General features: G+C 64.0%; 20 protein-coding genes, 1 tRNA gene and 1 pseudogene. 7 read left to right on the top strand and 15 right to left on the bottom strand.

Features of this window, described 5'->3' with window-relative positions; translation table 11 throughout:
- Positions 1-9: 9 nt before the first annotated feature.
- The 8 genes from BcanWU425_RS35095 to BcanWU425_RS35060 all read right to left on the bottom strand — a co-directional run bounded on the left by BcanWU425_RS35095 (position 10) and on the right by BcanWU425_RS35060 (position 8,724).
- Positions 10-1,482, bottom strand: coding sequence for an amidase (locus BcanWU425_RS35095; RefSeq protein ID WP_231189511.1), 1,473 nt, complete (start codon positions 1,480-1,482; stop codon positions 10-12).
- 230 nt (positions 1,483-1,712) lie between these two features.
- A complete protein-coding gene (gene mbfA, locus BcanWU425_RS35090; RefSeq protein ID WP_018457571.1) occupies positions 1,713-2,684 on the bottom strand; it encodes an iron exporter MbfA in 972 nt (323 codons plus the stop codon).
- 62 nt (positions 2,685-2,746) lie between these two features.
- Entirely contained in the window at positions 2,747-3,898 is a 1,152-nt protein-coding gene (locus tag BcanWU425_RS35085; RefSeq protein WP_204513239.1) for an alpha/beta hydrolase, read from the bottom strand.
- A gap of 134 nt (positions 3,899-4,032) precedes the next feature.
- A complete protein-coding gene (locus tag BcanWU425_RS35080; RefSeq protein WP_085361661.1) occupies positions 4,033-4,902 on the bottom strand; it encodes an MBL fold metallo-hydrolase in 870 nt (289 codons plus the stop codon).
- 114 nt (positions 4,903-5,016) lie between these two features.
- Complete coding sequence (locus BcanWU425_RS35075) at positions 5,017-6,111, bottom strand: serine hydrolase domain-containing protein (protein WP_231189509.1); 1,095 nt, start codon at positions 6,109-6,111, stop codon at positions 5,017-5,019.
- 25 nt (positions 6,112-6,136) lie between these two features.
- Complete coding sequence (locus BcanWU425_RS35070) at positions 6,137-6,748, bottom strand: glutathione S-transferase family protein (RefSeq protein WP_018457568.1); 612 nt, start codon at positions 6,746-6,748, stop codon at positions 6,137-6,139.
- 156 nt (positions 6,749-6,904) lie between these two features.
- A complete protein-coding gene (locus tag BcanWU425_RS35065) occupies positions 6,905-7,747 on the bottom strand; it encodes a fumarylacetoacetate hydrolase family protein (RefSeq protein ID WP_085361660.1) in 843 nt (280 codons plus the stop codon).
- A 128-nt stretch (positions 7,748-7,875) separates the two neighbouring features.
- Entirely contained in the window at positions 7,876-8,724 is an 849-nt protein-coding gene (locus BcanWU425_RS35060) for an MBL fold metallo-hydrolase (protein ID WP_204513240.1), read from the bottom strand.
- A gap of 136 nt (positions 8,725-8,860) precedes the next feature.
- Between BcanWU425_RS35060 and BcanWU425_RS35055 the strand changes: the two genes are divergently transcribed.
- Positions 8,861-9,337, top strand: a complete 477-nt coding sequence (locus BcanWU425_RS35055; protein ID WP_018457565.1) for a DUF3775 domain-containing protein — start codon at positions 8,861-8,863, stop codon at positions 9,335-9,337.
- 12 nt (positions 9,338-9,349) lie between these two features.
- Here the strand turns inward: BcanWU425_RS35055 and BcanWU425_RS35050 are convergent, their stop codons facing one another.
- From BcanWU425_RS35050 to BcanWU425_RS35040, 3 genes are all read right to left on the bottom strand, one after another.
- Complete coding sequence (locus tag BcanWU425_RS35050) at positions 9,350-10,339, bottom strand: NADPH:quinone reductase (RefSeq protein ID WP_085361658.1); 990 nt, start codon at positions 10,337-10,339, stop codon at positions 9,350-9,352.
- A complete protein-coding gene (locus BcanWU425_RS35045) occupies positions 10,336-11,118 on the bottom strand; it encodes an SDR family oxidoreductase (protein ID WP_085361657.1) in 783 nt (260 codons plus the stop codon). Before BcanWU425_RS35045 ends, BcanWU425_RS35050 begins: the two co-directional genes overlap by 4 nt.
- A 127-nt stretch (positions 11,119-11,245) precedes the next feature.
- Positions 11,246-11,758: a CvpA family protein gene (locus BcanWU425_RS35040; RefSeq protein WP_018457563.1), complete on the bottom strand. Its 513-nt coding sequence runs from the start codon at positions 11,756-11,758 to the stop codon at positions 11,246-11,248.
- A 118-nt stretch (positions 11,759-11,876) separates the two neighbouring features.
- On the opposite strand from BcanWU425_RS35040, the gene BcanWU425_RS35035 reads away from it, so the two are divergent.
- Positions 11,877-12,638, top strand: a complete 762-nt coding sequence (locus tag BcanWU425_RS35035) for an SDR family oxidoreductase (protein WP_085361656.1) — start codon at positions 11,877-11,879, stop codon at positions 12,636-12,638.
- Between the two features lie 64 nt (positions 12,639-12,702).
- Here the strand turns inward: BcanWU425_RS35035 and BcanWU425_RS35030 are convergent, their stop codons facing one another.
- Positions 12,703-14,295, bottom strand: a complete 1,593-nt coding sequence (locus tag BcanWU425_RS35030) for a GMC family oxidoreductase (protein ID WP_085385072.1) — start codon at positions 14,293-14,295, stop codon at positions 12,703-12,705.
- 120 nt (positions 14,296-14,415) lie between these two features.
- A pseudogene (locus BcanWU425_RS35025) lies at positions 14,416-15,872 on the bottom strand (coniferyl aldehyde dehydrogenase).
- A 312-nt stretch (positions 15,873-16,184) separates the two neighbouring features.
- Between BcanWU425_RS35025 and BcanWU425_RS35020 the strand changes: the two are divergent.
- Positions 16,185-16,261 (top strand) — tRNA-Met (locus BcanWU425_RS35020).
- Positions 16,262-16,378: 117 nt separating this feature from the next.
- On the opposite strand, the gene BcanWU425_RS35015 is transcribed toward BcanWU425_RS35020, so the two are convergent.
- A complete protein-coding gene (locus BcanWU425_RS35015; RefSeq protein ID WP_231189508.1) occupies positions 16,379-16,690 on the bottom strand; it encodes an ArsR/SmtB family transcription factor in 312 nt (103 codons plus the stop codon).
- Between the two features lie 93 nt (positions 16,691-16,783).
- On the opposite strand from BcanWU425_RS35015, the gene BcanWU425_RS35010 reads away from it, so the two are divergent.
- Positions 16,784-17,536, top strand: a complete 753-nt coding sequence (locus BcanWU425_RS35010) for an SDR family NAD(P)-dependent oxidoreductase (protein WP_085361679.1) — start codon at positions 16,784-16,786, stop codon at positions 17,534-17,536.
- Positions 17,537-17,817: 281 nt separating this feature from the next.
- Entirely contained in the window at positions 17,818-18,717 is a 900-nt protein-coding gene (locus BcanWU425_RS35005; RefSeq protein ID WP_231189505.1) for an alpha/beta fold hydrolase, read from the top strand.
- 149 nt (positions 18,718-18,866) lie between these two features.
- Here the strand turns inward: BcanWU425_RS35005 and BcanWU425_RS35000 are convergent, their stop codons facing one another.
- On the bottom strand, positions 18,867-19,358 hold the full coding sequence (locus tag BcanWU425_RS35000; RefSeq protein ID WP_204513241.1) for a hypothetical protein: 492 nt from the start codon (positions 19,356-19,358) through the stop codon (positions 18,867-18,869).
- Positions 19,359-19,621: 263 nt separating this feature from the next.
- Here BcanWU425_RS35000 and BcanWU425_RS34995 point away from each other — a divergent pair, with 263 nt between their 5' ends.
- Entirely contained in the window at positions 19,622-22,678 is a 3,057-nt protein-coding gene (locus BcanWU425_RS34995) for an ATP-binding protein (RefSeq protein WP_204513242.1), read from the top strand.
- Positions 22,679-22,992: 314 nt separating this feature from the next.
- The gene (locus BcanWU425_RS34990) at positions 22,993-24,210 is read left to right on the top strand and encodes an OpgC domain-containing protein (protein ID WP_204513243.1); all 1,218 of its coding nucleotides are present in this window, start codon (positions 22,993-22,995) and stop codon (positions 24,208-24,210) included.
- The last annotated feature ends 9 nt before the right edge of the window (positions 24,211-24,219 follow it).

The raw sequence follows: 24,219 nt of genomic DNA, 5'->3' as shown, positions 1-24,219 counted from the left end.
GGGTTTCTCTCAGTCATTGAACAAGGGCGGCGGCACGAACCCGCCGAACTCGCGTTCGATCAGCTCGGCGAGCTTCAACGGCGTGCGGTCCTCGAGGAAGGGCCCGATGATTTGCACGCCGACCGGCAGGCCACCCTTCGACAGACCGAGCGGAATAGCCGTTGCCGGCAGGCCCGTCAGCGTGGCGATGCCGGGCCACGCAAGCTGGTCCGGATAGGCGTGGTCCTTGCCATCGATGTTGATTCGGCGCTTTTCCTGCTCCGGCGAATGATCATGCGGATAGGCCGGCGTGGGCATGATCGGACAGATCACCGCATCGAATGTCTTGAACAATTGCCGCCATTGCGCGCGCAGGCCGGCGCGGGCGCCCTCGTCGAACACCCAGGCCTGATGCGTGCTGGTGATACCACGCAGCCGTTCGGCAGCGAGGCTCTTGTCGTCGGGTGAGAGCTGCGCTGCACCGGCACGCGCGCCCGCGAGATTGTCCGGCGGAAGGAAGGCGCCGAGGAAGCTCATCAGCATGCGCATGTAGAGGCGAGAAGCCTCCGTGAAGTCCGGAAACAGCGGACTTTCGCGCGCGACGCGCGCGCCCGTGCCCGTCAATTGCCCCGCCAGTTTTTCGATCGCGCCGCGAATATCTGCATTCGCAGGCAGCAGCGGATGGCTGTCGATCACCAGCACCCGGAAATCCTTCAGCGCGCGGTGTCGCGCCTCCGGCAGCGCGAGCTTGTATCCCATGCCCAGGTCCAACGGATCGGGGCCTGCCATCACGTCCAGGAGCAAGGGCAGGTCGACTGCGCTCCGCGCCATCGGACCGATCACCGCCATATCGCGCTCCATCGGGATGGCTGGAAAGGGCGGCGGCGTGTGGCCACGCGTTGGACAGAGATTGTAGGTCGGCTTATGCGCATAGACCCCGCAATGGAAGGCGGGCACGCGCAACGAGCCGCCGATGTCGGACCCAAGCGAGAGTGGTCCGTAGCCTGCCGCGAGCGCCGCAGACGAGCCGCCCGACGAGCCACCCGGCGTGCGGCCGAGATCGAACGGATTGTTCGTCGTGCCGTAGATCTCGTTGTAGCTCTGCCAATCCGCCAAGCCCACGGGGACGTTGGTCTTGCCGAGGATGACGCCACCGGCCTCCTTGACCCGGGCGATCGACAGCGCGTCCTCCGCCGGCTTGAAATCTTTCTGCGGCGTCCAGCCCCAGGTCGTGGGCAGGCCGGCGATGTTGTAGGATTCTTTCACAGTGATGGGGAGACCGAGCAGCGGCTTTCGCTCGCCGCGCGCCAATGCGGCGTCTGCCTCGCGTGCGGCGTCCAGCGCACGGTCGAAATCCCGGAAGCAGATCGCGTTGACCTTGCTGTCGTGCCGTTCGATGCGGTCGATCGCATCCTGCGTGAGCTCGACCGCGGAAACCTTCTTGGCCGTCAGTGCCGCCGACAGCTCGACCGCGCTCTTGAAGCTCCATTCGGATTTGGCCATCCCGCATCTCCTGTTCTTAGCGTGGAACAATGATGCGCAGTTTGGCCCAGCACCGCAACCGCCGTTTGATCGCGATTGACATCTGAGCAAGACGGAACGCGGTGAGCCAAGCAACCACTCGCAGTCATCGCCCGGCTTGACCGGGCGATCCAGTATTCCACCGGCGCCGATTGGACACGGACAGGTCGCGGCGTGCTGGATGCCCGGTCAAGCCGGGGCATGAAGGCGTCCTACGCCGCTCCGATCAATATCCCCACCGCCAGCACGATCGCGCCGCCGAGCACGATCTGGAACACGGCCTGGAGGAACGGCGTGTCCATGTAGCGCGCGCGGATGAAGGCGATCGCCCACAATTCGAAGAACACGACAATTCCGGCGATTCCCGTCGCGATCCAGAATGCGTTGGCCCAGCTATCGGGCACGAGATAGGGCAGGGTGTGCCCAAGCCCGCCGAGCGTCGTCATCAAGCCGCAGGTGAGACCGCGCAGCCAGGGCGAACCACGCCCGGTCAGCGAGCCGTCGTCGGACAGCGCTTCCGCAAAGCCCATGCTGATGCCGGCACCGATCGAGGCGGCGAGGCCGACCAGAAATGTTTGCCAATTCTGATGCGTGGCGAAGGCAGCCGCAAACAGCGGCGCCAGCGTCGAGACGGAGCCGTCCATCAGGCCGGCGAGACCTGGCTGCACATATTGCAGCACGAACATGCGCCGGTTGGTGCGGTCTTCCTCGGCGCGCACGTCTGAACTCAGGATCCGGTCCGTCAGCTTCGCCGCCACCTCTTCGTGGCCCTTCTCGGCCTCGGCCAGATCGCCGAGCAGGCGGCGCACGCCGACATCCTGCGCCTGTTCAGCGGCCTTCACGTAAAAGCGCTCGGCCTGCAATTCCATTGTCTCGACCTCCTTGCGGATGGTGTCGAGCGACAGGTTTTTGGTGAGCCAGACCGGACGGCGGCGCAGGAAGCCTTTGACGTCCTCGCGGCGGATCGGGGGCAAATGCGGACCGAAGCGCTGCTCGTACATTTCCAGCAGCATGTGGCGATGGCCGCGCTCTTCCTCGGCCATCTGTTCGAAGATCTTGGCGGAGTCCGGATAGCGCTCCTTCAAGTCTTCGGCGAAGCTCATGTAGATGCGGCTGTCCTCCTCCTCGGAGGAGATTGCGACCGCAAGCACCTCGCGCTCGGTCAGATCGGCAAAATTCTTCACGGCGGCCCTGTCTGATTAGTTTAGAATAATTCTAAACTATATAGGGCGCTTAGGTTCCCGGGTCAAACCACGCCGCGGCTCTTCGCCAGGAAATCGAGCAGCAGGCGGCTCACCTCGGCCGGCTGCTCCTGCTGCACCCAGTGACCGGCGCCATCGACGAGGTGGCAGCCCAGCAGCTTCGTGCAGGCCCGCGCCTGCATGGCCTCGAATACGCCGGGACGCTGATAGGTGCCCCAATCCTGCTTGCCCGAGATGAAGCAGGAGGGGATGTCGATGTTGCGGCCGGCCAGCAATTGGAGCTGGCTGTTGAATGCGCCCGATGTGCCGCAGCGGTACCATTGCAGGCCGCCCTGGAATCCAGTGCGGCCATATTCGGCGCCGTAGTAGCCGAGCTCGCGGTCGGGCAGCCATTGATTGGCGGCGATTGCGGCCTGCGAGGGCATCTCCTTCGCGACCGTCTCGGCCATGGTCTCGTTCAGGTCCATCACATAATAGGTCGGCAGCTTCGCAAGCTCGTTCGCCGACCAGGATTTCAGCGGATATGGCTTGTTGTCGGTCCAGTCCGCGCTCTTGTGATGATAGTAGGCGCGCAGGAAATCATGCACGCCCTGTGGCGCGCGGTGCATGTCGGCATTGGCCGGGCGTGTCGCATAGTACCATTGATAATGCTTGCGTGGACGCGGCAAGGCGGCGAGCTCGCGATGCACGGGGTCTTCGGCCGCTGGCTTTACCGGCGTGTCGACCGTGTTGAACGGCAGCGGCGGCGCTCCGCCGAATGGCGCGCTCATCATCGTCACCGAACGAAATACGTCGGGCCGCATCAGCGCGCACCAGGCCGCGACTGGGCTGCCGAAATCATGTCCGACCACGTCGACTTGCCTGTAGCCGAACGCCGACACCAGCCCGAGCGCATCCCGCACCAGGTTGAAGAGCGAAAAGGGCGCGAGATCGCCGTCATACTCCGCGCTCCATCCCGTCGTCCGGCCATAGCCGCGCTGGTCCGGCGCGATCACGTGATAGCCAGCCGAGCTCAGCGCCGGCATCACCTTTCGCCAGGAGAAGGCAAGCTCGGGAAAGCCGTGCAGCAGCAGGGTGCAGGGCCGCCCCTTGGTCTCGAAGCCGGCCTCCAGCACATGCATGCGCAGGCCGTTGATATCGTCGACATAGCGTGAGCGGATGCCGGCGGGGAGCGGGATGTCGGGGAGCATTGTCATTTGCTTTCTCCACACGGGTGGAATCGTAAGGTGGGCAAAGGCGCGCTTCGCGCGCCGTGCCCACCATCATTCTACAACGCGTTTGGCATGGTGGGCACGCTTCGCTTTGCCCACCCTACGATTGCGCCATTCGACTACACCGCCGCGCATACGAAGCCACTGCCCTTGCGCCGGATATTCCCAACGGACGGCGAGGGGAAATGCGCGGTGCAGCACAACGTGTCGGTATCGCAATAGCGTTCCAGGAAGCTGCGGCGCGTCGTTGCCGCCTTGGCCTGATCGAGGTCGAACTTGACCGACAGCTCCGGATAGAGCGTCTGCAACGGCGAGTGCATGAGGTCGCCGGAGAACACGGCGTCATCCCTGCCGTGGCCCATCGTGATGGCGATATGGCCCGGCGTGTGGCCCGGCGTCGGCAGAATACGAACGTGGTCGCCGATCTGGTGATCGTTGCCGACAAGCTCGTGGCGTTTGGCCTCGACCACCGGCAGCACGCTGTCGGCGAAGGGCGGCACCTCCGCCTTCGCGTTCTGCTCGGTCCAATGATCGAACTCCTGCTTGGCGAAGACGTAGCGCGCTTTCGGGAAGGTCGGCACCCAGCGGCCGTTCTCCAGACGCGTGTTCCAGCCGACGTGATCGACATGCAGATGCGTGCACATCACGAAGTCGATGTCGTGAGGCGAGAATCCGGCAGCGTTGAGTCCGCGCAGATAGGTGTCGTCGGTCTTCATGTTCCATTTCGGGCGCTGCGGCCGCGGCTTGTCGTTGCCGATGCAGCTGTCGACCAGAATGGTGTGGTGCGGCGTCTTGATCACATAGGACTGGAAGCACAGCATCAATGTGTCGCTGTCATCCAGGGCTTTCGCCTCCCTCATCCACGCGCGGTTCTCGGCCAGCAGCTCCGGTGTCAGCCCCGGCAACATCTCCAGCGCCGGGACGAACGAGGTTTCCTGCTCGATGATGCGATGGATGGTGAGATCGCCGACCGCGTATTTCAGGCTCATGCTCGCTTCCTTGCACTCAGCGTGCGTCACGCACGGACGGAATGACGATGTTGGAGAGGACGTCGATCGCGGCCAGCCCTTCCTTCGGCTGGCCGTATTGGGCAGCGGTGGTCATCATGACGAGGTCAAGCTCAGGCACGATGAAAATGCGTTGTCCGCCCCAGCCGAAGGCGCCAACCCATTTGATTTCCATCCCGCCGGCAGCGAGCGGCCCATCCACCATTGATAGCCGTAGAACAGCGTGCCGCCGAAATAGCCGATCGCCTGGAAGCGCGGCGCGATCGATTGTGCAATCCAATCGGCCGAGACGATTTGTTGGCCGTTCCACTGGCCGCGATCGAGCACGAGCTGGCCGAGCTTGGCGGCATCTCGCGGACGCAAGCGCAGGCCGGCGGCCGCCGCGATCTTGCCGTTCTTCGGGTAGGCCTTCCACTCGAAATCGGTGATCCCGAGCGGCTGGAACAGCACCTCGCGCGCAAACGTCTCTAGCGGCTTGCCCGAGACGCGTTCGAGGATGTTGCCGAGCAGTTCAGTCCCGCCGCCATTATAGGTCCAGAGTACATCCGGCGGTGCGGCGATCGGTCTTGCGAGCACATAGCTGATCGGATCGGCTTCAAAGGTGAGATGCGGCTCGTCGTTGTTCGGATCGGTCCATGCTCGCGCCTCGTCCCATTTCATTCCCGAGGACATCGTCAGCAGATGGCGCAGCGTGATGGCCTCCCAGCCCGCTTGCTTCACCGCCTGATGATCGGGGAAGAACTTGAGCACAGGCTCGTCGACGCCTTCGATCAGCTTGCGATCGATCGCGATGCCGACGAGCAGCGAAACGATGCTCTTCGATGCCGAACGGATGTCGTGCTTCGTCGTCGCGGTGAATTCGCGCTGGCCTTCCGGTTGTCCCCAGGGTTGGTCGTAGCCGGCGAAGTATTGCTCGAAGACGAGCTTGCCGTGGCGCGCGACGACAACCGAATGGACCGAAGTCGCGCGTTGCCCGAGTCGGGCGGCGATGCCGCAAAGTTGCGCGCCGTCCATGCCGACGCTGTCGGGCGACGCAGTCATCCAGCCGTCGTCGGTTGACGATGGCGGTTCGCAGGCGAGGTTTCGCTGTCCAGGCACCATGCCGTCGGCTTGCACGGAAGTGGTTGAGACGGTCAACGCGAGCATGAGGCTCGCGCCGAGAATGCCGAGGCGGGGGAAGCGATCGAGCATCATCCTTCTCCCCGCCGTCGCGATACTACGCCGCTGGCGGCACTGAGATCTTCACGGAGGGCCGCTCCAGCATTTTCTGGTGGAACGCGTCGAGCTTCGGATAGGCCTTGCGCCAGCCGCAATCGGCGAAGCGGAAGTCGGCATAGCCGAGCACGCAGACGAGGCCGATCTGCGAGATGTCGAACGGACCGTTGAGGACATCGGGCATGTTCTCGAAGCGCGCCATGCCGGTCCAGGCCCGGTTCCAATGGTCGTCCGACCACGCCTGCCATTGCAGGCCCTGCGGCCGCACCATCTTCTCGTAGCGGCACAGCAGCATGGAATCGAGCATGCCGTTGATCAGGGAATGATTGGTCTTGGCCTTCCAGCGCCGCGGACCGTAATCGGGGATCAGGCTGCCGCCGGCCATCTCATTGAGATATTCGACGATGACATACGAGTCCAGGATGACGTCGCCGTCATTGGTGATCAGCACCGGCAGCTTTTTCAGCGGCGTGATGCGTGAATAGTCCTCGTTGGCCGTGCCGGGCGCGACGCTCGCCGGCGTGAGTTCGATCTTGTCGATCAGCCCGAGCTCGATCGCGGCGATGCGCACCTTGCGGGCAAAGGGCGAGGCGGGGGAGAAGGTGAGCTTCATGGGACAATTCCCTGCGATCGGTCTTGAGCAAATGGTGTCTCGTCCGTCATGGCCGGGCTTGACCCGGCCATCCACGCGCGTCCGCGTGGATAGACTGTGAGACGTGGATGCCCGGGACAAGCCCGGGCATGACGACGAGTGTGCGCTGGCCGCGGCTTACGCCGCGACGATCTCCTGGCGCTGCTCGCCGAGGCCCTCGATGCCGAGCGTGATGACGTCGCCGACATTGAGGAAGGTCGGCGGCTTCATGCCGAGGCCGACGCCGGGCGGGGTGCCTGTCGTGATGATGTCGCCCGGCAGCAGCGTCATGAACTGCGAGACATAGGAGATGCACTTGGCCATCGAGAAGATCATGGTCTTGGTCGAGCCGGTCTGACGGCGCTGGCCGTTCACGTCGAGCCACATCGGCAGGTTCTGCACGTCCTTGATCTCGTCCTTGGTGGCGAGCCAGGGACCGAGCGGGCCGAACGTGTCGTGCGACTTGCCCTTGGTCCACTGACCCAGGCGCTCGATCTGGAAGGCGCGCTCGGAGACGTCGTTGCAGACGCAGTAGCCGGCGACGTGGTTGAGCGCGTCGGCTTCCGAAACGTATTTTGCGCGCGTGCCGATGATCGCGGCGATCTCGACCTCCCAGTCGAGCTTGGTCGAGCCGCGCGGCTTCTCGATGGCGTCGTTCGGGCCGGACAGCGAGGTGTTGGCCTTCATGAAAATGATCGGCTCGCTCGGGATTTCCGCGCCGGTCTCCTTGGCGTGGTCGCTGTAGTTGAGGCCGATCGCCACGAATTTCGACATGCCGATAACGGGGGCGCCGAACCGCGGCTTGCCGGAGACGGCGGGCAGCGAGGCCGGATCGAGCGCCGCCAGCTTCTTCAGGCTCTCGGGCGAATAGGCCTCGCCGGTCAGGTCCTTCACATGCGCCGACAGGTCCCGCAACTGGCCGGATTTGTCGATCAGGCCGGGCTTTTCCGCACCCTTCTCGCCATAACGAACAAGCTTCATTCTCGTTTCTCCCTGGAATGGACCGATCGGTTAAACAGCTTCATGGAACAGGGCGGCGGGAAATTCAACCGCTCAAAGAGGGCGCATTGCAGCCCTCTCGATTCGGGAGGTTCGTCCGGGGCACGAGACTAGGCCAGCGCCTCGAACCTGAATGCGTCCCCATCCCGCTTGATGTGCCCGGCCGAAAAGTGCCCGCCGATCACCAGCGTCGGGGTGTCGGCAAACCGGCCGAACAATTCGCGCCGCGTCGCGGCAGATTGGCTCTGATCGGAATCCGCGTTCGAGGACCAGCCGAGATGCGCCATCTGGCAGGGATGATGGGCGACGTCGCCCGTCAGCAGTCCCTGCTCGCCGTCCGACCGGATCAGAACGCTCATATGCCCGGGGCTGTGGCCGGGGGTTGGGATCATGCTGATCTCCTCGCTGAGCCGGTGGTCGCTCGCGACCAACTCCGCCCGGCCGGCATCGACGATCGGCTTCACGGAATCGACAAACACGGCCTGCTTGTCCGGCTCGGTGGAGTGGTCGCGCCAGTGCTGGTATTCGGTCTTGCCGAAGACGTAGCGCGCGTTGGGGAAGCTCGGCACCCATTTGCCGTCGACCCATTTCGTGTTCCAGCCGACATGATCGACATGAAGATGCGTGCACAGCACGGTATCGATGCTGTCGGGCGGAAAGCCCGCCGCAATCATCGTCTCCAGGAATGGTGTGGTGCGATTGTTCCAGGTCGGGACGTTGCGGCCCTGCTTGTCGTTGCCAAGTCCGGTATCGACCACGATGCGGCGCGAAGGAGTTTCGAGCACCAGCGAATGGATCGATATTTTCAGCCGGCCTTCTTCCGTGGCGAAATGCGGGATCGGCCAGGGCAGCTTCCGGATTTCATCGTTGGTTGCTGCCGGGAGGATGAAGCGGGTTGAACCCACCGTCTCCATCTCGACGAGTTTGGTGATCTTGACCCTGCCGACTTTCCACTGCATCCGGCGCATCCCCATGTTCTTGTTTGATGTTCTTGCTTTGCGGGGGAACATGCGCAGTTTCGCCCTCAGGCGCAATGGATCATCTGACGCCGTGCGGCGTTATCGCGGGAACCCAGGGAAAGACAAAGGGCCAGCCATGCCAGAGCTTGCGATTTCCGCGGAGAAGGTCGCCTTCATCATCGAAAAGGCGCGTGAATTCGACGTCAAGCAGGCGGATTCCGATCCGGATTCCGGCTCGAATGCGACTGATGACGATGCGGTCGACGTCCTCGAGGATGACGGCTCCGATCCGGTCGTCAACGAACTCGGAAGTTTCATCGTGGCCATGAACGAGGACGAGCAGATCGATCTCGTCGCGCTGACCTGGCTCGGCCGCGGCGACGGCACGATCGACGATTGGGACGATTTGCGCGCACGCGCCGTGGAGGCACGCGCGGAGTATCGCAGTCCCCGGCGCGAGACGGCGCATTATCTGCTCGGTGAGCCGATGCTGGGCGATCTGCTCGCCGACGGGCTCGATGAATTCGGCGTCGACTGGACCGACGGAGACCTGGTGGCCGATTCATCCGCTCCAAGCCAGCGGGACGAAGACGAGATCACCAAGCAGCGGTGATTCCGGCCGATATCAGCGCGCGCAGTCGACCACCACGGTGCCGAGCTTGTCGCCTTTCTCGACGGCGACATGGGCCTGCGCCGTCTCCGACAGCGCAAACTGCGCCGCGACATTGTGGATTCGCGGCCCCGCTGCCAGCCATTTCGAGATGTCGGCCTGCGCCGCCGCAAGCAGCGCCGGCGGCAGCGCGAACAAGACGAGCGAGCGGAGCGTAATGCACTTCTCCATCAGCTCGCGCATCGGCACGGTCGGCGTGCGGTTGCCGTTCGTGGCGTAGACCGCGATTGTCGAATTCATGGCCATCAATTTCAGGGTCGTCGCGATGTTGCCGCCGAAATCGACATCGACCAATTGGTCGACCCCGCGTCCGCCGGTGAAGGCCATGGCCTTGGCAACGACATCTTCGTCCCTGTAATTGACCACGAGATCGGCACCGGCTTGTCGCGCATGCTCGCCTTTTATCGCCGAGCTGACGGTCGCGATCACCTGCGCGCCGCCCCATTTCGCGAGTTGCACGGCGTAATGCCCGACTGCACCCGCGCCGCCGGTGACCAGCACCGACTTGCCGACGATCGGCCCGTCCGCAAACAGGGAGCACCACGCCGTCATTGCGGGAATGCCCAGCGTCGCGCCTTGCGCAAAAGAGAGATTGTCCGGCAACGGCGTCACCAGATGCTCGGCAAGCGCGATATATTCGGCCGCGGTGCCAAAGGCGCGGCCGTTGCGCTGGCCGTTGAACAGCCAGACCCTGTCGCCGATCTTGAACCGCGTCGCGCCATCGCCGATCTGGTCGATAAAGCCCGCGCCATCGCTGTTCGGAATGACGCGCGAAAATTCCTTGGCGCGATAGCCGCCCCCGCGCCGGCCGACATCGGCCGGATTGACGCCGGAGGCTTCCAGGCGAATACGAACTTCGCCTGGACCTGCGACCGGCGTGGCCATCTCACCATAGGTGAGGACGTCCGCCGCCGGTCCTGTCTCCTCGTACCAGACCGCCCTCACAGCGTTCCCGGGAAGGCACCGCCATCGAGCAGAAGGTTCTGCCCGGTGATGAAGCCGGCCTTGGCGCCGCACAGGAATGCGCAGGCGTAGCCGAACTCCTCGGGATCGCCGAAGCGGCCCGCGGGATTGAGCTTGGCGCGCTCGGCCAGAACCTGGTCCGGCGTGATGCCGCGCTTCTCGGATTCCCCCTTCGCGGTGCTGCGCAGGCGATCGGTCTCAAACGGGCCCGGCAGCAGGCCGTTGATGGTGACGTTGTTGATCACGGTCTTGCGCGAGAGGCCGGCGATGAAGCCGGTGAGGCCGGCGCGCGCGCCGTTGGAGAGACCGAGGATGTCGATCGGCGCCTTCACCGCCGCCGAGGTGATGTTGACGATGCGGCCGAACTTGCGGGCCATCATGCCGTCCACCGTCGACTTGATCAGCTCGATCGGGGTCAGCATGTTGGCATCGATTGCCTTGATCCAGTCGTCGCGGGTCCAGTTGCGGAAATCGCCGGGCGGAGGTCCGCCGGCATTGTTGATCAGGATATCCGGCTCGGGGCAGGCCTTCAGCACCGCCTCGCGGCCCGCCGGCGTCGTGATGTCGCCGACGATCTCGGTGACGGTCACACCAGGATAGGCCTTGCGGATGTCGTCGGCCGTCTTCTTCAGGGCCTCGGCGCCGCGCGCGGTCAGCGTGACGTGAACGCCGGCCTCGGCCAGCGAGATGGCGCAGGCGCGTCCGAGGCCTTTGCTGGATGCGCAGACGATGGCGCGGCGGCCTTTGATCCCAAGATCCACTGTTTCACTCCCGTAATGTCAGGCAGGTTTTTAGAGCCGCTATTCTAGCCAACCTTGGCGCCGCTGATAAGGGATTGGCTCGCATCAAAATGCATGCACGCTTGCGCGGCGATGCAAATGCGCCTCATCAGATGCGCCGCTCCTGCTTGAGACGGTCGATCGCGGAGGCCGCCTCCGGCGGCAGCGACTTGAAGCCCATCTGGCCGACCGTCGAGAACAGCGGCCGCAGATGCGAACCGGCGAGGAACGGCGGCTGCCGGTTGGCCGGCACGATCTGGTCGAACACCAGCACCAAGGTGGTGGCGACGAGGCCGACCCTGATGGCGCCGAGCGCGGCGCCGCCGAGGCGGTCGCCGATGCCGGCGTCGCGTATCGTGTCGCTCAGCGCCAGCCGGCCGAGATGTCCAAACAGCATGCCGACCACCACGAAGATGCCGAAGAACCAGATCCAGTTCTGCAGCAGCGGCGCATTCGGATTGCCCGCGACCTGCGGGACGATCAGCGGCATCAGCGCAACCGCGATGGGGGCGGCGAGGAGATAGGCCAGGATCGTCATGGCGCTGCCGAGCAGGCCGGTCCTGAAACCGAAGCCGATCGCGATGGCGAGCGCCGCATAGACGGCGAGATCGAAACTGTTCATGCGCGGGAGCCTGCCATGGAACGAGTGAACGCAGAACCGATCATTCCGGTTTCAGATCGTTAAAATCGTCTGTATTGATGGCCAAAACCGATGACCCCAAAGCTCAGGGACGCGCCCAATGTCAGACCTATTCGACGTCAGTCGAGAAACCATCCTCGTCACAGGTGCGAGCCAGGGCTTGGGGCGGCAATTTGCCCGGGTGTTGGCGGCACATGGCGCGGCCGTCGCGCTCGCGGCGCGGCAGACCGACAAGCTGAAGAGCCTGGAAGACGAGATCCGCGGCAAGGGCGGCCGCGCCGCCGCCGTCGCGCTCGACGTCACCGACATCGCATCGATCGCCAGGGCCGTCGATGCCACGGAAGCCGCGCTCGGCCCGGTCACGGTGCTGATCAACAATGCTGGCATCGCGATCGAAAAGCTCGCGACCGAGCAGACCGAGGCCGATTGGGACGCGGTGATGGGCGCCAATCTCAAGGGCGCCTATTTCCTCGCGACCGAGATCGCGCGCCGCATGATCGCGCGCAAGCAGGCAGGCAACATCGTCAACATCGCCTCCGTGCTCGGCACCGGCGTGCTGAAGGCGGTGTCGCCTTACGCGATCTCCAAGGCCGGCATCATCCAGGCGACCAAAGCGATGGCGCTGGAGCTTGCGGGGCAGAACATCCGCGTCAACGCGCTGGCACCCGGCTACATCGACACCGAGATGAACCACGCGTTCTGGGCGACGCCGCCGGGCGAGCGCCTGACCGAGCGCATTCCCCAGCGCCGCATCGGCGCCGAGTCCGATCTCGACGGCGCGATCCTGCTGCTGGCCTCGAAGGCCTCGCGGTACATGACGGGCAGTGTGGTGACGGTGGACGGCGGGTTCTTGCTGAATTGAGAAGCTGCTATCGTCCCAGCCCCCCATGCGCAATTGCGCACTAGGCCGGGACGACGAGGTAGAGTCACCGCATCTCGCCCCTGATCATATCCGCCGCCTTCTCGCCGATCATGATCGCCGGCGCATTGGTGTTGCCGCCGATCAGTGTCGGCATGATCGAGGCGTCGACGACGCGCAGACCTTCCACGCCGTGCACCTTCAGCGCCGGATCGACCACGGCCATCGCGTCGGTGCCCATCTTGCAGGTGCCGACGGGGTGATAGACGGTGTCGACACGCGCGCGCAGGATGGCGCGGATATCGTCGTCCGTTCTCACATCGGACGTGAACATGTCCTTCTTCTGCAACGCGCGCATCGCGGGCGTCTCCATCAGCCTTCGCGTCGTCTTGAAGCCCGCGACCATCGTCTCGAGATCCTCCGCCTCGCCCAAGAAATTCGGATCGATCAGCGGCGCTGCCAGCGGATCGGCGCTTTTCAGCCAGACGCTGCCACGGCTCTTCGGCCGCAACAGGCAGACATGGCACGAGAAGCCCGCCTCCTTGTGCTTCTTGCGGCCGTGGTCGTCGAGCGTCGCGATGATGAAGTGCAGCTGGATGTCGGGCACATCGAGGTCGGCCCGGGTCTTCAGGAAGCCGCCACACTCGGCGAAATTGGTGGTCATCAGGCCGCGCCGCTCCCGGCGGTATCGTTGGATGGCGCGGAGCAGGGATGGTAGCCGGCCGAGCGACGAATGGACGAAGTGTGGATAGTCGGAGGCGTAGACGAACACGAAATCCGGATGATCCTGCAGATTGCGTCCTACGCCCGGCAAATGATGCACGACGTCGATCCCGTGGGCGGCAAGCGCCTTGCCGTCGCCTATGCCCGACAGCATCAGCAATTGCGGTGACTGGAAGGCGCCGGAGGCGAGGATCACCTCGCGACGGGCGCGTAGCTTCTTTGTCTGCTTGCCCTGGACATATTCGATGCCGACCGCGCGCCCACTTTCGAACAGGATGCGCGTGGCATGCGCCTGCGTCTCGACACGCAGATTGGCGCGCTTGTCCATGTGGGGATGCAGATAGGCGCGCGCCGCGCTCCAGCGCTCACCATTGTGCTGGGTCACCTGGTAGCTGCCGAGCCCTTCGTGATCCTCTTCATTGAAGTCCTCGCGGATGCGGAACTGCGCCTCGCGGGCGGCCTGATGGAAGATGTCGTGGATCGGATTGTCCGCGCGCAGTCTGTTGACATGCAGCGGGCCGCCCTTGCCATGATAGGCGCCGTCGAAATCGGCGTTGTTCTCCGAGCGCTTGAAATAGGGCAGCACGTCCGCATATGACCAGCCGGCATTGCCGAGCGAGGCCCAGTGGTCGTAGTCCCATTTGTTGCCGCGGATATAGACCATGGCGTTGATCGCCGAGGATCCGCCGAGTCCCTTGCCGCGCGGTTGATAGCCGATCCGGCCGTTCAATCCCTTCTGCGGCACGGTATCGAAACCCCAGTTCGCCGCCTTGTATGGCAAAGCCAGTCCGAACGGCGTGGTGATCCGCCAATTGTCGTTCCGACCGCCGGCATCGAGCAGCGCCACGGATGTCCCCGCATCCTCCGACAGCCGCCCCGCCACCGCGCAGCCGCCGGAGCCCGCGCCCACGACGACGAAATCGAATGTGTCCGTCACTGATGTTTCCCCCTGCATTCATTCTTTCCGTCATTGCGAGCGCAAGCGAAGCAATCCAGACCTTTGCCGCGGAGGGATTCTGGATTGCTTCGCTGCGCTCGCAATGACAGGTGCTGAAACCTACGACATGAATCGCATCATCTTCTCCAGCCGCGCGATCTTGCCGCCATAGGGTGGATAGAGGTCGGCGAGGCGGTTGAATTTCGAGCGATAGAACACCGGCTTCAGCTTGCTGAACGTGCGAAAGCCCCATTCGCCATGATAGGCGCCGGTGCCGGATGCGCCGACGCCGCCCATCGGCTGGTTGATCTGCGCGAAGTGGAACAGGCAGTCGTTGATGGTGACGCCGCCGGAGACGGTGCGCGCCAGCACCTCGTCGCGCGCAACGCGGTCCTTGCCGAACCAGTACAGCGCCAGCGGCCGGTCGCTGGCGTTGACGAAGGCGATGGCATCGGCCGGTTCGCGATAGCCGAGCACGGGCAGTACGGGGCCGAAAATCTCCTCCTGCATCACCGCCATGTCTTCGGTTGCGCCCACGATCAGCGTCGGCGGGAATTTGCGGTGCGCCTTCCAGTTGGGATCGTCCGGTTCCGCCGGCTGCAGGATCTTTGCGCCGCGGCCTGCCGCATCCGCGACGAGATTTTCCAGCCGCGCATAATGCCGGTCGGAGATCACGGAGGTGTAATCCTTGTTGGCGGGATCGGTGCCGTACATGCGCCGCATCTGCGCGCGAACTTTTTCGGCGAAGGCCTGCAACGCGCGCTCGGGCACCAGCACATAGTCCGGCGCGATGCAGGTCTGCCCGGCATTGAGCAGCTTGCCGTAGGCGATGCGCTCGGCGGCCTCTTCGAGGTCGGCCGAGGCGTCGATGATAACAGGCGACTTGCCGCCGAGCTCGAGTGTGACGGGCGTCAGGTTACGCCCCGCGGCCTCCGCCACCAGCCGCCCCACCCGGGTCGAGCCGGTGAACACGAGATGATCGAACGGCAGATGCGCGAAGGCCTTTGCGACCTCGTCTTCGACGCCGGTGACGAGCAATTCCGCAGCGTCGAACCGCGCGGCGACCGTCTCCTTCAGCAGCGCTGAGAAATGCGGCACGAGCTCGCTCGGCTTGATGATGACGCGGTTGCCGGCGGCGAGCGCGCCGATGGCGGGCGCGAGCGTCAGCTGCAGCGGATAATTCCAGGGCGCGATGACGCCGACGACGCCGAGCGGCTGCGGCATCAGCCGGTTGCGCGCGGGCAGGAATTGCAGCGCCGTCGAAACGCGCTGCGGCGCCATCCAGCTCTTGAGGTGCTTGGTGGCATGACGGATCTCGGAGAACACCATCATGGTCTCGGCGATATTGGTCTCGACCGCGCAGCGTGACCGAAATCGGCCGAGATCGCCTGCCGGAAGCGCTCCTCGTTGTCGGCGACGACAGTGCGCAACCGCGCCAGCCGGTCGAGCCGCTCGGCGAGGCCAGGCGCCGGCTCGGCCCGCGACCGCTCGACCATGGCATGGAAGGCGTCTTCGAGGCCCCGAAGCGGGGCGCTCGGCGGGGGGCGATCTGAGGGGCGATCCAAGGCGTGGTCCATGGCGTTCTCCCCCATTAAGTGGCGTTTCCGCCTGGTTTTGTTGCCGCAAGCTGGCCCCTTGTGGAACTTCTGGCAAGGGCCGGCCAAATAGGCTGCAAATTCGTCCACCGCGCTGTCATAAAGTCGAAAAAAACGTCCCCACAGCCCTTTCCAAAGGCACCCCGGGTTGGTACATACCGCCCGCACCCAACGGGCTTTGCCCGGGGTTGCCTTCCAAGGAAGCCTTCGGGACGGACGAAGCAAGCCACGCGAACAGCGCCGGCCCTTCATTCACCGTCCCCGGCGCTTTCACGAAGGCAAAGCAACGGTTAACGCGGGGTGGAGCAGCCCGGTAGCTCGTCAGGCTCATAACCTGAAGGTCATAGGTTCAAATCCTATCCCCGCAACCAAGTTCGGACCTTACCGGTCCCGATCCGAAAATGGCCCGCTTCACGCGGGCCATTTTTGTTTTGGCCGCGCTCCGGTGGAAACGTCGGTCGCACCTTGCGCAAGAGTGGGGGAACGGCTCACTCCGGATAGCTCAGGATCATCTTCAGCAACTTCGGAAACCGCGCGTTGATGTCCTCCTCGCGCAGGACATTGCGGTGCTGGACGCCTTGCTTTGACGTCCGGATCAGGCCGGCCTCGCGCAGGATGCGAAAATGGTTCGACAGGGTCGACTTCGCCATGTCAGGGCAGCGCGCCGCCTCGGTGCACGACATGCAATCACTCTGTGCGGCCAGGCTTTTGACGATCCGCAGCCGCATAGGGTCCGCGAGCGCTCCCAGCACCCCAGCCAGTGAAATCTCGCTCCGCGATGGGTGAACGAACTGCACCATGCACAAAATATAGCACCTCCCTTGAACTCATTCAATAGTTCACTAGTATTGAACTATTGAATATCGGCGTCGCGCCGGATGATGGAGAATGTGATGACCAAGAGACTCGAAGGAAAAGTTGCGCTCGTGACCGGCGCATCCAAAGGCATCGGTGCCGAAATCGCCGCGCGGCTCGCAGCCGAGGGTGCGGCGGTCGCCGTCAACTACAGCGCCAGCAAACAGGCCGCCGACAGCGTGGTCGCCGCCATTGTCGCCAAGGGCGGCAAAGCGATCGCCGTTCACGGTAATCTGGCCGATGCCAAGGACGTGAAAAGCGTAGTCGCGGATACCGTGAAGGCGCTCGGTGCGATCGACATCCTCGTCAACAACGCGGGCGTTTACGAGTTCGCGCCGCTCGAGGCCATCACGCCGGAGCATTTCCACAAGCAGTTCGATCTCAATGTGCTGGGCCTCCTCCTGGTCTCAGGAGAGGCGGCGCGGCACTTCAACGCCAATGGCGGAAGCATCATCAACATCAGCTCCGCGGCGTCGACCCTCGCGCCGCCGAACGGCGCCGTCTACTCCGCCACCAAAGCATCGGTGGATGCGATCTCCGCCGTGCTGGCCAAGGAACTGGCGCCGCGCAAGATCCGCGTCAACGCCGTCAATCCCGGCATGATCGTCACCGAGGGGGTCGTGTCCGCCGGCCTGCACGAGGGCGACATGCGAAACTGGATCGAATCCACCACTCCGCTTGGCCGAGTCGGCAAGGTCGAGGAGATCGCTGCCGCGGTGGCCTTCTTCGCTTCGGACGACGCATCCTACGTCACGGGCGAGACGCTTCACGTCGCCGGCGGCCTTCGCTGAATTTGTTGGTTTACAGAAGGAAATGGCACGCCTTGCGCGCGCCATTTTTTGTTTTGGGGGGTCCTCGATCATGCATGTCCTGCTTGGCTGAGCTTGGGTTCGTTCGGACCATGCCGAAGCGCATCCCGTCGCCGTCGGTGGAGCTGCCAAGCGTAAGCGCGATCAGCCCAGAGCATGCCATCCGGGAAGGAACCCAGGATGGCGCCGGGCGTCAACACGAGGACACCGGGCCCGTCCGGTGCTCGCTTGTTGGCTTGCCGTCGTTCGGAAGGAGAGGGCCAATGCAGTTCGAGGATTTCGACGCCGCCGATGTTCAGGCGGACGAGGCCCGGATCTTCATCCGTCGGGCCGGTTCGGGGCCGGCCGTTCTCCTGTTGCACGGATTTCCGCAGACGCATCTGATGTGGCGAGACGTTGCGCCGTTGCTCGCGCAAAACTTCACCGTGGTCTGCGCCGATCTTCGCGGATATGGCCGGAGCGATTGTCCTCCCTCCAGTCCGGACCATGCGCCATATGCAAAACGAGCAATGGCAAACGACATGGTGTCCGTCATGACGAAACTCGGCTTCGACCGTTTCTCGGTCGCGGGCCATGATCGTGGCGGCCGTGTCGCCTTTCGGCTCGCGCTTGATCACCGCGAACGCGTGCAGCGGCTTGCCGTCCTGGATGTCGTTCCTATTGCCGACGCCTGGGAGCGCGCCGACAAGAACCTGACGGTCGGCTATTGGCCGTGGTCGTTGCTTGCGCAGCCTGAACCTCTTCCCGAGCGGTTATTGTCGGCAGCCCCCGACGCCATCATCGACAATGCGCTGCATGGCTGGGGGTCTTCGGCCGGCAGCTTCAGTCCGGCGGTGCGAGCAGCCTATATCGACGCGTTGAGCGATGAGGCGCATGTTCACGCGATCTGCGAGGAATATCGTGCGGCCGCGACACTCGATCACGCGCACGATGTGGCGGACCGTCGTTCCTGCCGCCGAATTGACTGCCCTGTGCTCGTGCTCTGGAGCGGTCGCGGCCCCCTCAACGCGTGGTATGCGAGCGAGGGCGGCCCCTTGGGGCTCTGGCGGGCGTGGGCAGATGACATCGACGGAAAGCCGCTTGATGGCGGGCACTTCTTCCCGGAGGAGCTTCCGCAGCAGACTGCGTACGAGCTGAACCGGTTTTTTGGAGGCGGTGGATAGGACCAGCGTCTTGGCAGTGCTGCTTCCTTCGACAGCACGGTCTTGGCAAGCGCGAGGGCTGCCCCCTTGGGGCGAACGGCGATCGGAAGCAAACATTACGCCCGCGCCAGTCGCGCGGGCGTGATGCGTCTTGCGTACTACAGAATGCGTCAGGATCTGTGCGGACAGACCATCGTCAGATTGAGCAGCGTCGGCTTGTCCGAGCCCTTCTTGTAGTCCCACTCCAGCCGGATCTCGTGCCGGTGCGCGAAAGCGTCGCTGGCTTCGTGGGTGATGATCTTCGTCTTCATCGGGATTGGCGGCTCGGAGTTGAAGCATTTCCGGACGCAGGCATCGAGCAGATCGCATCGCGTCAGCGGAATGACGCCCGGCTCATCCCTGGACAGGGGGACTGTGTTCGGCTGGGTGCTGAGGTCGACGCAGGCCCGGCCCTTTTCCTTGTGCCAGTACTTGGCGCTGCCCTGCGGCCAGTTCGATGCCGGGTTCAGAATCAAATGGTACTGGCCGTATTCCAAGGTCGGCAGGTCGATGTCCTCGGACTCCTTGAGCTTCGCGACGCTCTTCTTCATGTTCGCCAAAGGATAGTAATTGCTATTCATCAAGTCTCGAAATGCCTTGCCGCTATATACCAGTCCGGCCATCGCCTCTTTCCTTCATATGTCTGTTTGTCAAAATCTCTGGTGCGGTGGCCGAAAATACGCGTCACGCTACGGCCGATCACGCTGTTTGTTGTGCGCCCTCAACGCTACCACTCAGGAATGTATTTCGTCCAGAGAGCCTCCATCCCGTAACGTCGCCTATGTCGCAAGCCCAATTGCCATGCACTTTCCTATAGGTATTGTTGGGTCGAACGCCTCGCGGGGATTGGGGTGAGGCTGCCGAGGCAGTGGTTGAAGGCGCTGGAATGCATTGCTTCGCTTGTCAGTCGGCGATTGGTCCGGGCGACCGCTGGTGCTCCAAATGCGGAGCGGCGGTGCGCCAGCCCGTCGACCCCGACAGCGAACGACGCTTTGTGACGATTCTGCGTGCCGACGTCGTCGATTCCACAGGTCTTGTTGCCGAACTGGAGCCGGAGGCGGCGGTGTCGCGCCTCGAGCCTGCTCTTGCGGCGATGAGAGGCGCGGTGCGCCAGTTCGGCGGCATCGTCAGCAAGGAGTTGGGTGACGGGTTGGCCGCCGTCTTCGGCGCCCCGATCGCCGACGACAACCACGCGCCCTTAGCCTGCCACGCGGCCATCGAGCTGGTCCGGCGTGTTGGCAGTCTGGGCGATCCAGGACTTCAAGTCCGGGTCGGCCTGCACTCGGGTCATGTGGTGGCCTACATGGTCGCGAGCGAATTTTCCAAGGTCTACGAGATCGGCGGCGCAGCCCAGCACCTCGCGGCTCGGCTGGAGACGGCAGCCGAGGCGAACCAGATCTATGTCTCCGAAGCCTGCCAGGAGCTGGCGGACGGACACGTCCGCTTTGAATTCCTTGGCCGCAAGGCGCTCCGTGGTTTCGGCGAGCCCCTGCCTGTCTACCGGGTGATGGGTGCGAGTGATCTGTCGAGCTGGCGGGTCCGACGTGCGCGGAGCGTTTCCAGATTCGTCGACCGCACGACGGAGCGGGCGTTGTTGTGGCGCGCTGCGGATAGGGTTGCTGCCGGCCGGCAGACGGTTCTGCTGATGGGTGACGCCGGCATTGGCAAGTCTCGGCTTGCGCATGAATTCGCGCAGGACCTCCGGGCTGGCGGCTGGCGGCTGATCGATGTCGAGTGCAGCCCGAATCTCCAGGGTGCGCCGTACAGCGCGCTCAAGCGCCTGTTGCTCTCGATCCTCGATACGTCAGCAAGAGATCAGACCAAGACGGATGATCCCAGAGACGAATTGCCGGTGGTGCAACAGCGGGCTCTCGACGCGATCCTGGATTTGCCGGTTTCCGATCCGCAATGGGATGAATTGGAGCCTCACGCGCGCGGTCGTGCGATTTCAGACGCAAGCTGTGCGATCATCGAGAGCGTCGCCCGTCGTCAGCGTACGATCCTTTTGATTGAGGACCTGCACTGGATGGATCGGGCCAGCGATGCGGTCGTCGCGACCCTTTCGGGGCTGCAATGCCCTGATTTGCTTGTGCTGCTGACGACGCGGCCCAATGGAATGCCGGTGTGGATCGCGAGCTGCCGCGCGGAAATCGTGGCGATGCGGCCTCTCGATGACAATTCGGGGCTGGCCATGCTCGCGGACATGCTTGGTCCCGCCACGACCAACGAAGACCTGAAGAATCGGATCATCTCTCATACGGCCAACGTTCCGCTGTTCATTGAGGAGGTCTGCCGCAGTTTGAAGGACAGCGGCATGCTTCTTGGCCAGTGGGGCGACCTTTCCCTTGCGCGTCCTGTGGACGAACTCGGCATCCCCAGCAGCATTCAGGGTGTGATCGCGGCGCGGCTGGATCGTGTGTCACGACAGGAACGATCGCTTCTCCAGATCGCCGCGGCGCTTGGACCCCGGGCCGACCAGGCCACACTGCGAAGAGTAGCGGCCGTGCCGGAAGACGTCCTGCAGGATTGCCTCACCGCGCTCGACCGGGCCGAGTTGCTCGTCAGGATCGACAGTGAGTTGGAGGATTCGCTCGAGTTCCGGCACGAGATGGTCAGGCAGGTGACCTACGATTCGATGGTCGAGAAGGTGCGGGAAAGCATCCATGCCAGCATTCTGGCGGCTCTCGAGACCGACGAGGCGTGGACCGACGGTCCGGATACGCTCTGCTATCACGCGACCCGAGCGAAGGATTGGCGGAAGGCTTTTCAGCATGGCAGGAGCGCGGCTCGAAAATGTCTGGTGCGCTCGGCCTTTGCCGAAGCGGTCGATTATTTCGAGATCGCGATGGGTTCTCTCGACAAGATCCCGGTGACGCACGCGCGCGAAACGGACGCCATCGACCTGCGGATGGAGGCGCGATTGGCCTTTGCCGGGTCGGGGCGTGTCGCCGAAGCCCTGGATTTGGGGAGCGAGGCCGAACGGCGAGCCGATGCGATTGGCGATATTGAACGCAAGGTCGCGGCCATGACCATGAGAGCGGGTGCCCAGAATTTCTATGGAACGCCGGTTGAAGCTGTCGCGATCGGGGAAGATGTGGTGCATCTGGCGGAAAGCTCGGGAAATCCCGCTTGGCGTAATCTCGCGCAATACAGTCTCGGGCAGGCCTATTTTCTTTCCGGCCGCTACGATCGCGCCGAGAAGATGCTGGCCACCGCCCGCGTCCACCTTGCGGGTCTGACCGCGAGTGCTCCGATCGGCACGACCCCACGATCTTTGCTCCTGCTTTGCTGCATGATGAACAGCGTCACTCACACGGTGATGGGCCAGATCGATGCCGCCGAGCAGCTCCAGCAGCAAGCCGCAGCGATCGCGGAGGAGACCGGCCGCCCCTACGACCGCGTCGCCGCGGCCTATAGCGGCGGCTGGCTGATGCTCGGCCGCGGCGAGCCGGCGGCGGCCGCGGCCATTCTCGAGGATGGTTTTGTCCTGGCGCAGAAGCACGGCATCCGACTGTTCGTGCCGGTGCTCGCCTGCCATCTCGGCATGGCCTATTTAGAGCAGGGGCTGTTCGACCGCGCGCGCGGCATGCTGACGGAGGCGCGTGAGGAGGCGAAGGCGGTCGGCTATACCTCGGCGGTGCTGCGCAGCTCGATCTACCTGGCGCTCGCCACCCACCGTCTCGGCGACGTACAGGCCGCGCAGAACATGCTGCGCGAGGCGCGCAACACCGCGCGGCAACAGGGGTTCTCCGGGCTGGAGGCGGAGGCCCTGTTCGGCGAGGCCGTGGTGACGCCGCCGTCGGATGCGGAGGCCAAGGCGGCGATCCTGAGCGCCCTGCGCGCGACCATCGCGATCGCCACCGAGAGCGGCGCGCTGCCGCTGCGGCACAAAGCCGAGGCGATGCTCAACGAGATGCAGGCGACGGGTGACGAGCTGAGCTGACGGCAACGGCGGCCGGGGCCGCCATCGCGGCCGAAATCTGCCCGACGTGGCAAATAAATTCAGAAGGCGCCGCAAGGAGTTAGCTACTGTGCATGGGGTTGTTTTCGCCCTTTTATCTTGAAGGGCCCTTCATGGTGCAGCGCGGAGGACGGCACGCTTGTGCGGCCCGCTCCGATGACTATGCCCTTGCGCGCGCAGCAAGGTCGGCTACCGTCGGCCCTGGCCACACGGCCAGGCGACTTTTGATTTCAATTTTTTAGCATCCGATTTTCCGGCGCCGCGACGGCGCGACGCCCACCGAACGAGGCGGGGCCATGATCACACGGGACCAGTCGGCGCTGCTCGCGCCGGTCGAGCGCGACCTGCGGCTCGATCTCTTCCGCGGCATCGGTCTGTGGATGATCTTCCTCGACCACATCCCGCACGACGTCGTGGCTTGGCTGACCTTGCGCAATTACGGCTTCAGCGACGCCGCCGAATTCTTCGTCTTCATCTCCGGTTATCTGGTCGGCTGGATCTACGGGCCGATCGTCGCGGGCGGCTGGTTTCTCGCCGCGCTGAAGCGGCTGTGGCGGCGCGCGGTCGAGATGTACGTCGCCCACATCATGCTGTTCCTGCTGTTCACGGCGCAGATCGCCCGCACCGCGCGCCGCTTCGACAATCCGATGTACGAGCACGAGTTCAACGTGTTCAATTTCCTGTCGCATCCGGACGAGCTGATCGGGCAGGCGATCCTCCTGAAGTACAAGCCGGTCAATCTCGACGTGCTGCCGCTCTACATCACGCTCGTTTTCGCCTCGCCTTTCATCGTGTGGTGCCTGGTGCGCCGGCCGAACCTGACGCTCGCCGCATCCGTGGTGCTCTACGTGCTGGCGCGCTGGTTCGACTGGAACGTCGCCTCCTATCCGCCCGGCACGCACTGGTACTTCAACCCGTTCTGCTGGCAGCTGATGTTCGTGTTCGCAGCCTGGTGCGGCATCGGCCAGATCGACAAGATCGCGCGATGGGTGTGGTCCAGGGCGGCGATGGCGCTGGCCGCGGCCTGGCTCGCCTTCGCGCTGCTGATCGTGATGACCTGGCACGTCCCCGTGCTCGAAGCCATGATCCCGAAATGGATGATCAAGGCGATCTACCCGATCGACAAGACCGACCTCGACATGCTGCGCTTCACGCATTTCCTGGCGCTGGCGATCTGGGTGACTCACCTCATCTCGCGCAAATGGCGGACCCTGCACGGGGCATGGCTGCGCCCCGTGATCCTCTGCGGTCAGCATTCGCTGCCGATCTTCTGCCTCGGCGTCTTCCTGTCGTTCTCGGCGCACTGGATCCTGACGCAATACACCAAGGGGGTCTGGGAGCAGCTCGCGGTCTCCGTCGTCGGCATCGTCATCATGATCGCAGCCGCCTGGCTGCTCGACCGGACGGAACGGGTGCCGAACCTGTTCGTGAAGGTGACGGAGATCGAGGAGGCCGACACCGTCCTGGAAAGCGCGCCTGCGGACAGGTCTGCCGTGGCGCCCGCGGGTCGTTGAGTATCGCCG

It is taken from the genome of Bradyrhizobium sp. WU425, from assembly GCF_021052305.1.
Classification (GTDB): Bacteria; Pseudomonadota; Alphaproteobacteria; order Rhizobiales; family Xanthobacteraceae; genus Bradyrhizobium; species Bradyrhizobium canariense_D.
Note: the sequence above shows the minus strand (reverse complement) of the source record. Positions and strands in the feature narration are given on the sequence as shown.

Excerpts from the sequence above, each read along its gene's own strand:
- BcanWU425_RS35095 (WP_231189511.1), bottom strand. The coding sequence starts at position 1,482 with ATGGCCAAATCCGAATGGAGCTTCAAGAGCGCGGTCGAGCTGTCGGCG.
- BcanWU425_RS35085 (WP_204513239.1), bottom strand. The coding sequence starts at position 3,898 with ATGACAATGCTCCCCGACATCCCGCTCCCCGCCGGCATCCGCTCACGC.
- BcanWU425_RS35080 (WP_085361661.1), bottom strand. The coding sequence starts at position 4,902 with ATGAGCCTGAAATACGCGGTCGGCGATCTCACCATCCATCGCATCATC.
- BcanWU425_RS35075 (WP_231189509.1), bottom strand. The coding sequence starts at position 6,111 with ATGCTCGATCGCTTCCCCCGCCTCGGCATTCTCGGCGCGAGCCTCATG.
- BcanWU425_RS35070 (WP_018457568.1), bottom strand. The coding sequence starts at position 6,748 with ATGAAGCTCACCTTCTCCCCCGCCTCGCCCTTTGCCCGCAAGGTGCGC.
- BcanWU425_RS35065 (WP_085361660.1), bottom strand. The coding sequence starts at position 7,747 with ATGAAGCTTGTTCGTTATGGCGAGAAGGGTGCGGAAAAGCCCGGCCTG.
- BcanWU425_RS35060 (WP_204513240.1), bottom strand. The coding sequence starts at position 8,724 with ATGCAGTGGAAAGTCGGCAGGGTCAAGATCACCAAACTCGTCGAGATG.
- BcanWU425_RS35055 (WP_018457565.1), top strand. The coding sequence starts at position 8,861 with ATGCCAGAGCTTGCGATTTCCGCGGAGAAGGTCGCCTTCATCATCGAA.
- BcanWU425_RS35040 (WP_018457563.1), bottom strand. The coding sequence starts at position 11,758 with ATGAACAGTTTCGATCTCGCCGTCTATGCGGCGCTCGCCATCGCGATC.
- BcanWU425_RS35035 (WP_085361656.1), top strand. The coding sequence starts at position 11,877 with ATGTCAGACCTATTCGACGTCAGTCGAGAAACCATCCTCGTCACAGGT.
- BcanWU425_RS35015 (WP_231189508.1), bottom strand. The coding sequence starts at position 16,690 with ATGGTGCAGTTCGTTCACCCATCGCGGAGCGAGATTTCACTGGCTGGG.
- BcanWU425_RS35010 (WP_085361679.1), top strand. The coding sequence starts at position 16,784 with ATGACCAAGAGACTCGAAGGAAAAGTTGCGCTCGTGACCGGCGCATCC.
- BcanWU425_RS35005 (WP_231189505.1), top strand. The coding sequence starts at position 17,818 with ATGCAGTTCGAGGATTTCGACGCCGCCGATGTTCAGGCGGACGAGGCC.
- BcanWU425_RS35000 (WP_204513241.1), bottom strand. The coding sequence starts at position 19,358 with ATGGCCGGACTGGTATATAGCGGCAAGGCATTTCGAGACTTGATGAAT.
- BcanWU425_RS34995 (WP_204513242.1), top strand. The coding sequence starts at position 19,622 with ATGCATTGCTTCGCTTGTCAGTCGGCGATTGGTCCGGGCGACCGCTGG.
- BcanWU425_RS34990 (WP_204513243.1), top strand. The coding sequence starts at position 22,993 with ATGATCACACGGGACCAGTCGGCGCTGCTCGCGCCGGTCGAGCGCGAC.